This window comes from Flagellimonas sp., assembly GCF_965215805.1.
Classification (GTDB): Bacteria; Bacteroidota; Bacteroidia; order Flavobacteriales; family Flavobacteriaceae; genus Flagellimonas.
The window spans coordinates 1,612,454-1,626,177 of record NZ_OZ244124.1 but is presented as its reverse complement, the minus strand read 5'-3'; the positions used below and the strand labels follow the sequence as shown (position 1 = coordinate 1,626,177).

Here is a 13,724-nt window from a genome sequence, read left to right as displayed (position 1 = left end):
ATTTCAAAAAAATGACAGTTTTCAATAATCAAAATTTCAGGTCGGCCATTTCTACTTCTGAAAGTGCACGGTCGTAAACTGCCAACTTTGCAATTCCGCCTACAAAGAAATTTCCAATTTCCCCTAGCCTGTCCACAGCACCAACTGTAAAATCGGAACCATCATCACCTCCATCGAAAATTTGACGTTCAAATTTGTATGGATTTAAGTCATTCCTAACATCTAATTTTCCATTTAAGTAGGACTTTGCGTATTTACCATCAAAACTGAATGCAACAGTAACCCACTCATCATATTCAACGGGTGTTTTCCCAATTGAGGCGTCCCTTGCCCACCTATGTCCGGGAGTAGGCCCCCCAACATCAGAAACGTGACCACATACCTGATCACCACTTTCCTTTTGCAAAAGATTTAGAAAGAGATAATACTGTCTTTTCTTACGAGTTTCGTTCCACATTCCAGCAATGGCTTCACATTGTTCATATGACTTTTCCCGTCTTTTAATTTTAGCGGCAATGGTAAATTTGGAATTTTCCCCATGGAAATTCAGGGCAGGGCAATTTTTTCTTGGTATATACAGATACCCTCCTTCCTCGATATTAAGGTAAGCGGTTGCTTCGTCCTTTTGAAATGACACCAATTCATTACCCTTTGTCAATTCATAATTTACTTCTCCGCTGCTTACCAATGATTTATCCTTGCTAAAATCCCACAGCGCCAATGGCTGGGAACTATTGTTGTTGGTTGTACATGCGAACATGCACATAATGGCAAATATTGCTGTTGATATGCGTTTCATATGGGTCATTTTCCTAATATTCTACTCTTCCTTTATCCGTCACCGCCCTCATTTTTGATAAGGAGATGTTGTCACCATATTCCTTTTGAAGGGATTTCAACCTTCTTTTTAATTTCTTCACTATTGTTTTGGAACTTGGGCTATCATAAATATTTGTCATTTCGTTGGGGTCATTTTCCAAATCGTATAGTTCCCAAACATCAATATTGTAATAGAAATGGATCAACTTGTACCTCTTGGTTCTAATTCCATAGTGGGGTTGTACATTATGCCATTTGGGGTACTCGTAATAGTGATAGTACATTTCATTTCTAAAATCTTCATCGGCTTCACCCATCAATAATGGCACAAAACTCTTTCCCTGGATTTCTTTCGCAGGATTTAGACCTGCCATATCCAAAATGGTAGGGGCAAAATCCACATTTAGAATGGTATTGTCATTTTTCTGACCTGGTGTTATTCGTTTCGGATATCGTATAATGAATGGCATTCTTAACGATTGTTCGTACATGAACCGTTTGTCATACCATCCATGATCTCCCAAATAGAAACCTTGATCAGCAGTATATATGACGATAGTGTTGTCTGATAATCCGGTTTCTTCCAAATATTTTAAAAGCCTTCCAATGTTGTCGTCCACAGATCGGATGCAGGCCAAATAATCTTTAATGTAACGCTGGTACTTCCATTGCTTCAATTCTATCCCTGTTAAGGTATCAGAAGGAGAAACGTGTTCACCCTTATCTCCCAATCGCTCCCATTTTTTAAACTCTCCATCCGACATTCCCGAAGGTCGGGGTAGTTTTAAATCCTTGTTGGTCAGGTGATTTTCTATGGTCATCATGGTCTTGCCCGCCGTGAGTTCCCTGGTTACATAGTCATCATTGAAAGTGTCCGGATAGGGCATTTCCACTCCATCAAACAATGTCTCATATTTGCTATCTGGACGCCAGGGTCTATGGGGAGCCTTAAACTGGAACATGAGCATAAAAGGCTTGGATATATCCCGTTTGTTTTGAAGCCAATCCAAAGCAAAATCCCCGGTTAGATTGGTGGCGTATCCCTCTTCCTGTACATGGCTGCCGTTATCGTTGTAAACGGGATTCCAATAGCTTCCTTGTTCCCCATTAAGTGTATGGTATTTAAAATAATCAAAGCCTGTTGGCTCACTCCATAGATGCCACTTGCCAATGACCGCGGTGGTATAACCTTCCTTTTGCAATGTTTTTGGGAACGTTTCCTGACTTCCATCAAAGGGATCTCCCCCTTCATTTTTGTAAAACCCATTTTGGTGGCTGTACTTACCTGTAAGAATGGAAGCTCTGCTTGGACCACATATACTGTTGGTACAAAAGGCATTATTGAAAAGCATGCCTTCTTTTGCCAATCTATCTATGTTGGGCGTCGGAGCCACATCTTTATAAATACCGCCGTAAGCGCTAATGGCATGTGAAGCATGGTCATCAGACATTATAAAAATGATATTGGGCTTGTCTTTTTCCTGCCCAAATAGACCACTTACCACTGCAACGCTTGCAATAAAAAGGTTTACTACCGTATGTTTTTTCATTTCGTCTATCGTGTTAAGTTCTTAATTAATCAGAATCAATATTCAAGATAAAAGAACTTCAGGTCTTATGGAATTAACCCCCCAAATTCAATTTGAGTCCAAGAAAGCAGAAAAACAACCCAGTTTTGATCCTGGGTCGTTTTCAATTGAAACTAAACTAACTCAAAATTAATTTTTAATACCCTGGGTTTTGATCTGCATTGGTCAACCCATCGTTGTTGTCAATTTCTTGCTGTGGAATTGGATAAAGCCAATCTGTGTCACTAAAAAACTCACCTAGATTTGCTCCATTTATCAATTCAACCGCCTTGGTCGTAGGCATAAGCTTTAGATCATACCAACGTTTGCCCTCCAGGATAAATTCCCAGGCTCTTTCATTCCAAACTGCATCTATAAAATCGTCTAGGCTCAATCCAGCATAGTCTATGCCAGCATTCGGAGTAGCAATATCTACACCATATCCTCTTCTTCGAACTTGGTTCAATGCCTCATAGGCATCTGTCGATGGCCCTCCATTGGCCATTGCATCTGCCCAAGCAAACATGGTTAATACATCAGCATAGCGATAAATGGATTGGTTGTTTCCATGCGCATTCTGACCTGCACCATTCCTATCAATGTACTTTTTAAAGAGCATTGGAATACTTGAATCCAAAACAGCTACTTCCTCCGGAGTGTTATATAGGCTGAAATTTTTTCTCAAATCTGCATCGTCCCACTGGGAAGTGATTATCGGGGCGTCCAAATTTCCCAACAAAACCCTCCATCCAGCAGATGAGTAGCCTAAACTAGAATTATGCATAAAGCTCAAAAGCCGCATACCACTACTTCCTTCCCTTACCCAAACAACGGATAACAATTCACCAGAATGCGTGGCTCCGTCTTCAGGAGAAAATACGGTAGCCAAATCCGGTTCAAGTTGAAACAAACCAGAATCGATAACTTCCTTGGAAATTGCAGCGCTTTGGGCATAATTACCAAGTGTTAAATGCACATGTGCCAAAATAGCATTGGCTGCATGCAAGCCCAACCTACCTTGATCACTTCCAGAAAATGTTTCAGGTAAAGCACCGGAATTGATAGCATCGGTAAGGTCGGTGATCACTTGCTCATAAATTTCAGTTTCGCTGGACTTACCCAAGGCAATATTGTCCAAGCTTTCCAAGGGCTCCAAACGCAACGGTAAAGCCCCCCAAGATCGCACCATGTTAAAGTAATGGAGTCCCCTAAGTGCTTTGGCCTCGGCCATATATTGCTCCTTTAGAGCTTCATCGATTTCCAAGTTCGGAAGGGCCGTAATCACTGTATTTGCTCGGTTTACCGCGTTGTACATATCATCCCAAGCGTCGTCAATCCTACTTCTACTTCGTGCTACCAAATCATAACGTCCAACATCCGCCCAACTTCCGCGTGCCATCATATATTCACTTCTCACTTCAGCTTGCATTAAAAAGTCTTGCTGATAATAACTACGTAACTGCAGTCCTGCATACGCTCCTTTGAGCAGCGCAAGTGCCCCACCTTCTGAATTCAAATCATCCGGAGCTAAAAATGCCGAAGGCTCTTCCGTATAAACATCCTCGCAAGAAGCCAGAATCAAGGAAAGTCCCAGAAAAGTTAAAATAAATTTTGCTTTCATTTTTCTATTTTTTTTTCGTTAAATACCTACTCTCAATCCCATAGAGATTACCTTGGTGCTAGGATACACGTTGTTATCCACACCTAATCTTAAATCTCCATCTCCAAAAGCCTGAACTTCTGGATCATACCCTGAGTAATTTGTAAAGGTGAACAAGTTCTGTCCATTGATATAAACCTGGGCATTGTTCAACCAAGGAATGCTCTCCGTTGGAATATTATACGACAGATTTATGGTCCGTATCTTGATGTAGGATCCATCTTCCACAAATTCTGAAGATCCCCTGAAATCGTTGTTTTGCGATATTATGGGACTTGAAGCATTCGTGGCATTTGTCGGTGTCCATCTATCCAATACTTCGGTCAACTGATTGGCCCCTCTCTGAAAAGAGTTTCTCAGCAAGAACTTGGTTCCCCAAACAATGTCAAATCCTTGTGCTCCTTCCAGAAACACATTCAAAGAAAAGTTCTTATACGTAAAAGTATTGCCCAGACCAAAGGTAAAGTCGGGATGTGGCGAACCAATCACCCTTCTATCGTTCTCGTTGATTTCCCCATCAGGTTGTGGCACAAAATTACCTTCGGAGTCAACTCCCCCAATATCCAAAAACTGGTTTCTTCCCTCACTGTCATAACCATCATTCACATAACCGTAGAACATAGAAATTGGGAGACCCTCTCTTATGATATGAAACCCTGAAATAAGATTGGTGACCCGGTCAGGAAATACATCGGCACCCCTACTGAGTTTCAATACTTTGTTTCTGTTTCTAGATAGTTGGAATGAGGAATCCCAAGAAAAATTGTCATTGTTCACTAAATTGGCGTCAATACTAAATTCCAAACCTTTGTTTTCCATTTCCCCAATGTTCTGGGTAATGGAGGTAAATCCAACCGAGGATGGCAAGTTTACTTGAGCCAACAAATCAGAAGTTTTCTTATAATAGTAGTCAACCGTGAAACGCAACCTATTGTCCAAAATCCCAAAATCCAGACCGAAATCATATTGCTCGGTTGTTTCCCATTTTAAATCGGGATTGGCCGGAGCACCTGGTACAAACCCTACACCCAATGTGCCACCAAGCACCACCGGAGCCGATTCAACACTGGACCAGGTTTGAAAAGGACTTACAGCTTGGTTACCCGTTACACCCCAACTTACCCTTGCCTTAAGATTTGAAATCCAATCCACACCATCCATAAAATCCTCATTGGAAACCTTCCAAGCGAATGCTGCAGATGGAAAAGTAGCTCTTTGCTTTCCCTCCGCAAAACGGGAAGACCAATCGGAACGGGCAGTCAAAGTCAGCAAGTACTTATCCATATAGGAATAATTAACCCTTCCCAAAAGAGATGCGAGACCCCATTGCGTGTTGCCGGATCTTGGGACCTGTGGAGAAGCCCCGTCCTGCAAAACCTCTGCCCCAAGTAAATCGGTTACAAAATCGAATGAAGAGGCTGAGATAAAAGTACTATTGAATTTTTGCCAGTTATAACCAAGAATGGCATCCACCCTATGGTTGCCAAACTCCTTGTTATAATTTAGAATATTCTCATTCAACAAGGAATAACTTTCTGTAGAACCCCTAAATGCCTTTCCGGCAGGAGCGCCATCTAATAGCTCCCTCCCCAAATATCTCTTGGTCTGGGTTGTGGTATAGTCAACACCAATGGAAGACTTAAACGTCAAACCCGGAGCCAATGTGATGAGCCCATAAAAGTTATCAAATATTCTGGTGGTCAGAATCTCATCATCATATTCATTTATCCATTTCATAGGATTGTCTAATGCACCAGGAGCATAGTGCAAATCAGAATAATCGTTTATAGTCACATCATTGTAAGTGCCATCTGTATTATAAATAGGTTCCGTGGGCGACACAAGGTGCGCCTCTATCACCGCCCTATTTCCCCCATCACCACTAAACTGCCTATCAGACCGAGACAAAATCAAACTGTTGGCAACTGTCAACCAATCACTCAACTTGGCCTCTGTATTGTTTCGAAATGTAGCCCGTTCAAAACTGCTGCTCTTCAAAATACCATCTTGGTTAAAATAATTGAAAGACTGCGAGGTTTTTATCCTCTCATTCCCGGCAGTCAGGGTTATCGTATGACTTTGAACAGGAGAAGCATCGAACAATTCATCCAACCAATCTGTATTGGAAACCGCCGAGGCATTGGGAAAATACAGGCTGGACTCACCATCATTCACCGCTCTTTCATTAGCAATTTCAACGAATTGCTGAGCGTTTAGCATATCTAATTTTTTGGACTGCTCCTGTATGCCATAGTAACTATCCACATCAATGGCAAACTTTCCTTCTTTCCCCTTTTTAGTGGTGACCAGGATAACACCATTTGTACCTCTGGCTCCGTAAATAGCTGTTGCAGATGCATCCTTTAGGATTTCTATACCTTCTATATCGGCGGGGTTTATTCCATCCAGACCGCCTACAACTGGAAATCCATCTACAATAACCAAAGGCCTGTTCCCTCCTTGAATGGAGTTGGTCCCCCTAATCCTAATAGTTGTCTGGGCTCCCGGAATTCCACTGTTCTGAATCACACTTACACCACTGGCCCTACCTTGCAAAGCCTGGTCTATGGAACTTACGGGAATTGCATTTAGGTCTTCTGCATCAACCGAAGCCACAGAGCCGGTCAGGTCGCTTTTTTTAACAGAACCATAACCCACAAGCACAACTTCGTCCAGGTTGGACGTGTTTTGCGCTAGATTTATAACCAATTGACTTTGTCCATTTACTGGAACTTCTTGTGTGGTAAAACCTATATAAGAAATTACCAGAGTCGCATTGGAATCCGCATTAATCGTAAAATTTCCGTCAAAGTCGGTCTGTACTCCATTGGTTGTTCCTTTAACCACAACATTGGCTCCTGGCAATGGATCCTTCAGATCGTCCATAACGGAGCCGCTCACTGTAATTTCCTGCCCAAAGGCCAAGCAACCTATGGCCAGGAGAATGATTGTTAAAACATATCTAAGATTTTTCTTCATAATTCATGTTTGATTAGTATTCTTGATTAATTGACAATGCCGTTTGAAGCAATTTTGATTTGAGCCCTACTGTTCTGGGCTTACTATTTGTTAACAAAAAAAACATGTGACCAAAACTATTGGCAAAAGGACATAAGCTTGAATATTTTTGCATCATTTAATGATACTATTTTATCATTTCAATGAGCAATAGTTAAATTCGCATGAAACGTCCTACAATGGATTAATTTTTAAACGTTTGATTAACAGTGATTTTTAATCACACATAATTCACAATCCATATATCTCTGATTGAAATTTTATATATACTTTTACATCAATACAATGATGTTTTCTTATGGAAATACACAGAGAAATTACACCGTTAAGGGAGAACGACTGTTTTTTGGTCTTTGATAGGGAAAGGAACAATTTTGATTTTCCAGTGCATTTTCACCCAGAATTTGAAATCAATTTTATTAGAAATGCCAAAGGAGCACGAAGAGTTGTTGGGGATCACATTGGGGAGATCGAAGAATACGAACTTGTGATGATCGGTCCTAATGTACACCACGCCTGGGAAGACCATAAAAATGATCCTTCAGAGACCTTACATGAAATAACTATTCAATTTCCGAGGTACTTGTTTGATGAACAAATGTTGAACAAAAACATATTCAAACCCATAAGGGATCTGTTCAATCAAGCAAACCATGGTATTCTTTTTTCGCCGGAGACTGCAAGAGGTGTGGAAGAAAAACTTTCCTTGATCAGCAAAAAAAGTGGTTTTGATAACTTCCTGGATTTTCAATCCCTCTTGTATGATCTAGCCATCTCTAGAAATAAAAAACTGTTGACCACCATTTCTTATGAAAATCAAAACGATTTCCACAACAGTAAAAGAATTGAAAAGGTCTACAAGTTCATCAAGGCCAACTACTCAAAAAAAATTAAAATCAACGAAGCGGCAGATGTAGTAAACATGACCGTAGTCTCCTTTAGCAGACTGATAAAACAACGAACAGGGAAAACCTTTACAGAGTTTGTGAACGATCTAAGGTTAGGATATGCACTGCGAAGATTAATAGAAACCAATGAGAGTATTTCAGAAATATGTTTTAAATGCGGTTTCAACAATATATCGAACTTTAATCGCATCTTTAAAAAGAAACAGGGCTGCACTCCCAAAGAGTTTAGGGAAAATTTTACAGGAACCAAGAATATTTATTGACCAAAGAATCACCTATTTTCAATCCTTATGAACCGATTAGACAATACGGATTTAACCATCTTAAGAATTCTTCAGGGCAATGCTAAAAAAACGGCAAAGGAAATAGCAATGTATTTGAATCTGACGATTTCACCAGTATATGAAAGGATAAAAAGGCTGGAAAAACTTGGATACATCAAAAAATATGTGGTCCTTCTGGACAAATCCATGCTCAATTTACCAGTTACCGCCATCTGCCAAGTCTCAATGCGTTATCACGAAGAGTCATTCATAGACAATTTTGAGCGTCAAATTCAGGATTTAAAGGAAGTTCAAGAATGCCTTCACATGGCAGGCAAAGTAGATTTCATTCTAAAAATAAATGTTGAAAGTTTGGATGCTTATCATGATTTTGTGCGGTACAAACTTTCAAAAATTGAGAATATCGGAGAACTGAATAGCTCCTTTGTACTTAAGGAAATCAAGGATACAACTGAATTTCAAATTTCAAATTCGATTGCCCAAAAGGTTTGAAAGAGGCATTCTTACAACCATTATTTAACCGCAATCAAGTCTTTATATGCATCTACATCCATCAGGGCATTTACTTGGACAGAATCCGCTAGTTTAACTCTGACCAACCAACCTTTGTCATAAGGGCTGGTGTTAACCAATTCCGGGTCCTCCTCCAGTTCTTCATTGATTTCCAAAACCGTTCCAGCAACAGGCATAAAAACATCCGAAACGGTTTTAACTGCTTCTATGGATCCAAAAACATCCCCCTCATTCAATTCCTCATCCAAACTTTCCAGTTCAACATAGACTATATCCCCTAGCTCCCCTTGGGCAAAATCGGTAATACCAATTTGGGCAATATCCCCTTCAACCCTAATCCATTCATGATCCGCTGTATACATTAGTTCTTTTGGCAAATTCATTTTGGTTTACTTTATAGAATTATACATTGATTATAGTCATTATACCACTCCCAGTTCCTGACCTACTTTAACAAAGGCTTCAACGGCCTCATCGATATCCGATCTACTGTGGGCCGCGGACAGTTGCACCCTAATTCTAGCCTTGTCTTTTGGCACAACTGGATAAAATAATCCAATTACATAGATGCCTTCATCCAGGAGCTTGGCAGCAAATTCTTGGGCCAAGCTGGCAGACCCTAGCATAATGGGAACTATAGGATGTTCTCCGGGAACAAGGTCAAATCCGACACTTTTCATTTGGTTTCTAAAATATTTTGTATTCGCTTCCAAGGTATCCCTTAGGTGCGTTGAGCCCCCCAAAAGGTCCAGAACTTTTAGGGTAGCCACAACAATGGATGGTGCCAGGGTATTGGAGAAAAGATAGGGTCTAGAGCGTTGCCTCAACAACTCCACAATTTCCTTTCTAGCTGCGGTAAACCCTCCCGAAGCACCTCCTAGAGCTTTTCCAAAAGTTCCTGTTATAATATCAATCCTGTCCATAACGTTTCTGTACTCATGGGTTCCCCTCCCCGTTTTACCCAAGAATCCGGTTGAGTGACATTCATCTATCATGACCATGGCTCCATACTTTTCGGCTAAATCACAAATCTTGTCCAACTGGGCAATTGTTCCGTCCATAGAGAAAGATCCATCTGTAACAATTAACTTTCTACGAGAGCCTTCCGTATTCTTGAGCTGATGCTCCAAATCAGACATATCATTGTGGGCATACCTAAATCTTTTGGCTTTACATAAACGAATTCCGTCAATTATTGAAGCATGATTAAGAGCATCTGAGATAATAGCATCCTCGGAATTGAGCAGCGGCTCAAAAACACCTCCATTGGCATCAAAGGCGGCTGCGTATAGAATGCAATCCTCCATTCCCAAAAAACTAGCCGTTTTTTTCTCCAGCTGTTTGTGAATATCCTGGGTGCCACAGATAAAGCGCACAGAAGACAAACCAAATCCGTGGGAGTCTATACCTTTTTTGCCCGCTTCCACAACCTCAGAGTGAGCCGATAACCCCAAATAGTTGTTGGAACAAAAGTTCAGAACCTTTGTGGATGTAAGGGTATTTATTTTAGGACCTTGAGCTGAGGTAATTACCCTCTCAGATTTGTAAAGCCCTGAAGATATTAATGCCTCTATTTCCTGTTCAAATTGTTCTTTGACCTGTGAATACATATTGTTGCTTTATTAGGGAAGTTTTAAACCCGAGCATATTGCTCTTTCAACTTTGAAATCATGGTCGCAACCATTTTTTCCAAATCGTACGCATGGTTCCATTTCCAATCCATTCTAGCTTGACTGTCATCAATGGAGCGTGGCCAATTATCGGCAATATCCTGTCTAAAATCCGGTTCATATCCCATGCTGAAATCAGGAAGGTGCTTTTTGATTTCTGTGGCGATTTCTTTTGGTGAGAAACTAACGGCTCCAAGATTATAAGAAGTCCTAATCCGGACATCTTCTTTTGGAGCTTCCATAATTTCAAGAGTCGCCCTGATTGCATCATCCATGAAAATCATGGGAAGCCTGGTGTCCCCTTTTAAAAAACAGCTATACGAATTTGATCTAAGCGCGCTATGAAAAATATCGATAGCATAATCCGTAGTACCTCCTCCGGGCAATGATTGGTATCCAATTACTCCCGGATACCTTAAGGACCTTATGTCCAATCCGTATTTCTGATAATAATAATTGCACCAATTCTCTCCTGCTGCCTTGCTTATTCCGTATACCGTTGCGGGGTTTAGATAGGATTTGTTCCCAGTACGATCCAAAGGGGCCTGATCTCCAAACACAGCTATTGAGCTCGGAAAGAACACTTTTTGAACGCCAGTATTTCTGGAAACTTCCAAAACGTTCAGCAGTGATTTCATGTTGATATCCCATGTGGCCATGGGATTCCTTTCTCCATTGGCAGAAAGTACCGCTGCCAGATGATATATTTGAGAAATATTGTTGGCTTTGACCACCTTGCGAACAGATTCAATTTCAGTAGCATCAACAAGTTCAAAATTTCCGTTAAATCCATCAACGAATCTAATATCTGAAGCAATTACGTTCTCAACACCATATTTATTTCTTAATCCCTCAACCAAAACGGACCCCAACTGTCCACTCGAACCTGTAACTAATATTTTTGACACTTTATTTAGTTTAAATCATGGTCAAAATTAATCAGAGAAGATATTTTATTTGTTATTTCACAAATTTTAAGTGATTTATACTGATATAGTTCGGGATTAAAGATTTATTTATCGAAATGTAATGGGAATTGAATGAGCTACAGTAATTTTTTGGGTATTTGGTAAGTACCATAACCAAGACGCGTGCGCTTTCTACACCAAAAAGTCCCATGATATCAAGCGTTCAGCCCTTCGTTTAGCAAGTTAACCCTTTTTGGGCTCGAACCATGGGTCATCCAATTATTTGAGCGGCTAATTTCAAAACAATCCAAACAAGATTAATTAAAATGTCTTAATCAAAAAGTTATCGATTGTTGTACCTATGTTGTACCCAAATAAAAAAGGCCGAGATTAAAATCTCGGCCTTTGCCTTAAGTACCTTGGGTGGGAATCGAACCCACACTCCCGAAAGAACTGGATTTTGAATCCAGCGCGTCTACCAATTCCGCCACCAAGGCTTAATTTGTATCCCCTTTTTGAAATGGGACTGCAAAGCTAAAAAATAATTTCATTTACAACCAAAAATACCTTGAAATATCCTTTAGCAACCCGAATTAATTTATAAATTTGCACCTCTTTTGAAAAAAAGAAGATTTAATAATCTAGTCGACAACAGATTACAATGCCGTACCAAGTTCCAGAACCCAAAATTTTTGCCTGTACCCAAAGTACAGCGCTTGGTGAGAAAATTGCTGCATCCTATGGAACAAACCTTGGAAAGGTACTTTTTTCAAGATATAGCGACGGGGAATTTCAGCCATCATTTGAAGAATCCATCCGTGGAGCAAGGATTTTTATCATTGGATCTACCAATCCCAGTTCAGAAAATCTGATGGAGATGTTGCTTATGCTTGATGCGGCCAAAAGAGCTTCGGCAAGGCATATCACTGCAGTAATGCCCTACTTTGGTTGGGCCAGACAGGACAGAAAGGACAAACCCAGGGTTCCCATTGCCGCAAAATTGATTGCCAAAATGTTGGAAACTGCGGGGGCCACGCGAATCATCACCATGGATCTACATGCCGATCAAATTCAAGGGTTCTTTGAAAAGCCAGTGGACCATCTGTTTGCCTCTACCCTGTTCTTACCCTATCTAAAAGGTTTGAAATTGGACAACTTGTGCATCGCTTCTCCTGACATGGGAGGTTCCAAACGTGCCTATGCATACTCCAAAGCCCTTGAAAGCGATGTTGTTATCTGTTACAAGCAGCGTGCTAAAGCCAATGTAATTTCCCATATGGAACTTATTGGCGAGGTGAAAGGAAAGAATGTTGTTTTGGTGGATGATATGGTAGACACTGCCGGAACCCTTACCAAAGCAGCGGACCTTATGATGGAAAGAGGGGCCTTGAGTGTACGTGCCATTACCACACATGGTCTGTTGTCAGGTAATGCATATGAAAAAATAGAAAAGTCCACTTTGTCGGAATTGATCGTAACCGATTCGATTCCCATAAAAGAGGACAAGGATAAAATAAAGGTATTGAGCTGTGCGGACCTCTTTGCGGATGTTATGCATCGGGTTCACCATAACACCTCAATATCCTCAAAATTCTTAATGTAGCCTTCGACTACGCTCAGGCCGATATGTCTGACAATTCGAAAATGAATAAGAATAAATTAAATGTTTTATAGATAACAGAAGTTATGAAATCAATTACTATCAAAGGATCCCAAAGAGAAAGCGTGGGCAAGGTATCTACCAAGGCCTTACGTAATGCTGGAAAGGTCCCTTGCGTGCTGTACGGAGGGGATAAGCCATTGCACTTTTCAGCAGATGAGCTAGCGTTCAGACATTTAGTGTACACCCCCAACGCGCACACGGCTGTGATTGAGTTGGAAGACGGACAAAAGTTTGATGCTGTATTACAGGATATCCAATTTCATCCTGTAACCGACAAAATCTTGCACATCGATTTTTATCAGTTGTTCGAGGACAAGCCAGTGACCATGAACATCCCCGTTCGTTTGGAAGGAAACTCCCCTGGAGTTCGAAATGGTGGACGTTTGTTGTTCAGGAAAAGAAAGCTTTCCATTAAGTCATTGCCAAATCTACTTCCTGATTTTATTACCGTGGATATCTCCAAATTGAGAATTGGCGGTACCATTGCGGTAGAAACCTTGTTGAGCGATGATTATACCATTCTACACCCAGATAGTACTGCGGTTGTACAGGTAAAAGCCTCTAGAACATCTGTTGATGATGAGGAAGAAGAGGAAGAAACTGAAGGAGCAGAAGGCGGTGCTGAAGGAGCTGAAGGAGCAGCAGAAGGTGCTGAAGCTCCAGCTGCAGAAGCTACCGAGTAGGTTTCATATCACCAAAATAATAGCATCCCC

At 40.8% G+C, this 13,724-nt stretch carries 11 protein-coding genes and 1 tRNA gene; 4 read left to right on the top strand and 8 right to left on the bottom strand.

The genetic code is table 11. From position 1 onward, the window contains the following. Positions 1-28: 28 nt before the first annotated feature. The 4 genes from ACOOE0_RS07405 to ACOOE0_RS07390 all read right to left on the bottom strand — a co-directional run bounded on the left by ACOOE0_RS07405 (position 29) and on the right by ACOOE0_RS07390 (position 7,026). Entirely contained in the window at positions 29-799 is a 771-nt protein-coding gene (locus ACOOE0_RS07405; RefSeq protein ID WP_420401831.1) for a LamG-like jellyroll fold domain-containing protein, read from the bottom strand. A 13-nt stretch (positions 800-812) separates the two neighbouring features. Further along, a complete protein-coding gene (locus tag ACOOE0_RS07400; protein ID WP_420401830.1) occupies positions 813-2,369 on the bottom strand; it encodes a sulfatase in 1,557 nt (518 codons plus the stop codon). A 175-nt stretch (positions 2,370-2,544) separates the two neighbouring features. Beyond that, the gene (locus ACOOE0_RS07395; protein WP_420401829.1) at positions 2,545-4,008 is read right to left on the bottom strand and encodes a RagB/SusD family nutrient uptake outer membrane protein; all 1,464 of its coding nucleotides are present in this window, start codon (positions 4,006-4,008) and stop codon (positions 2,545-2,547) included. 18 nt (positions 4,009-4,026) lie between these two features. Beyond that, positions 4,027-7,026 (bottom strand): SusC/RagA family TonB-linked outer membrane protein, encoded by a 3,000-nt coding sequence (locus ACOOE0_RS07390; protein WP_420401828.1) that lies wholly within the window; start codon positions 7,024-7,026, stop codon positions 4,027-4,029. Between the two features lie 337 nt (positions 7,027-7,363). Here ACOOE0_RS07390 and ACOOE0_RS07385 point away from each other — a divergent pair, with 337 nt between their 5' ends. After that, complete coding sequence (locus ACOOE0_RS07385; RefSeq protein WP_420401827.1) at positions 7,364-8,236, top strand: AraC family transcriptional regulator; 873 nt, start codon at positions 7,364-7,366, stop codon at positions 8,234-8,236. 27 nt (positions 8,237-8,263) lie between these two features. Continuing rightward, the gene (locus ACOOE0_RS07380) at positions 8,264-8,749 is read left to right on the top strand and encodes an Lrp/AsnC family transcriptional regulator (RefSeq protein ID WP_420401826.1); all 486 of its coding nucleotides are present in this window, start codon (positions 8,264-8,266) and stop codon (positions 8,747-8,749) included. Positions 8,750-8,769: 20 nt separating this feature from the next. On the opposite strand, the gene gcvH is transcribed toward ACOOE0_RS07380, so the two are convergent. The 4 genes from gcvH to ACOOE0_RS07360 form a co-directional block, all read right to left on the bottom strand. Beyond that, entirely contained in the window at positions 8,770-9,153 is a 384-nt protein-coding gene (gene gcvH / locus ACOOE0_RS07375) for a glycine cleavage system protein GcvH (RefSeq protein WP_420401825.1), read from the bottom strand. 39 nt (positions 9,154-9,192) lie between these two features. Then, positions 9,193-10,380: a glycine C-acetyltransferase gene (gene kbl, locus ACOOE0_RS07370; protein WP_420401824.1), complete on the bottom strand. Its 1,188-nt coding sequence runs from the start codon at positions 10,378-10,380 to the stop codon at positions 9,193-9,195. Between the two features lie 23 nt (positions 10,381-10,403). Continuing rightward, positions 10,404-11,348: an NAD-dependent epimerase/dehydratase family protein gene (locus tag ACOOE0_RS07365; protein ID WP_420401823.1), complete on the bottom strand. Its 945-nt coding sequence runs from the start codon at positions 11,346-11,348 to the stop codon at positions 10,404-10,406. 415 nt (positions 11,349-11,763) lie between these two features. Further along, a tRNA-Leu gene (locus tag ACOOE0_RS07360) sits at positions 11,764-11,845 on the bottom strand. Between the two features lie 164 nt (positions 11,846-12,009). Between ACOOE0_RS07360 and ACOOE0_RS07355 the strand changes: the two genes are divergently transcribed. Together ACOOE0_RS07355 and ACOOE0_RS07350 are read left to right on the top strand one after the other, a co-directional pair. After that, positions 12,010-12,951 (top strand): ribose-phosphate pyrophosphokinase, encoded by a 942-nt coding sequence (locus ACOOE0_RS07355; RefSeq protein ID WP_420401822.1) that lies wholly within the window; start codon positions 12,010-12,012, stop codon positions 12,949-12,951. 83 nt (positions 12,952-13,034) lie between these two features. Continuing rightward, complete coding sequence (locus ACOOE0_RS07350; protein WP_420401821.1) at positions 13,035-13,694, top strand: 50S ribosomal protein L25/general stress protein Ctc; 660 nt, start codon at positions 13,035-13,037, stop codon at positions 13,692-13,694. Positions 13,695-13,724 lie beyond the last annotated feature (30 nt).

Excerpts from the sequence above, each read along its gene's own strand:
- ACOOE0_RS07405 (WP_420401831.1), bottom strand. The coding sequence starts at position 799 with ATGAAACGCATATCAACAGCAATATTTGCCATTATGTGCATGTTCGCA.
- ACOOE0_RS07400 (WP_420401830.1), bottom strand. The coding sequence starts at position 2,369 with ATGAAAAAACATACGGTAGTAAACCTTTTTATTGCAAGCGTTGCAGTG.
- ACOOE0_RS07395 (WP_420401829.1), bottom strand. The coding sequence starts at position 4,008 with ATGAAAGCAAAATTTATTTTAACTTTTCTGGGACTTTCCTTGATTCTG.
- ACOOE0_RS07390 (WP_420401828.1), bottom strand. The coding sequence starts at position 7,026 with ATGAAGAAAAATCTTAGATATGTTTTAACAATCATTCTCCTGGCCATA.
- ACOOE0_RS07385 (WP_420401827.1), top strand. The coding sequence starts at position 7,364 with ATGGAAATACACAGAGAAATTACACCGTTAAGGGAGAACGACTGTTTT.
- ACOOE0_RS07380 (WP_420401826.1), top strand. The coding sequence starts at position 8,264 with ATGAACCGATTAGACAATACGGATTTAACCATCTTAAGAATTCTTCAG.
- gcvH (WP_420401825.1), bottom strand. The coding sequence starts at position 9,153 with ATGAATTTGCCAAAAGAACTAATGTATACAGCGGATCATGAATGGATT.
- kbl (WP_420401824.1), bottom strand. The coding sequence starts at position 10,380 with ATGTATTCACAGGTCAAAGAACAATTTGAACAGGAAATAGAGGCATTA.
- ACOOE0_RS07355 (WP_420401822.1), top strand. The coding sequence starts at position 12,010 with ATGCCGTACCAAGTTCCAGAACCCAAAATTTTTGCCTGTACCCAAAGT.
- ACOOE0_RS07350 (WP_420401821.1), top strand. The coding sequence starts at position 13,035 with ATGAAATCAATTACTATCAAAGGATCCCAAAGAGAAAGCGTGGGCAAG.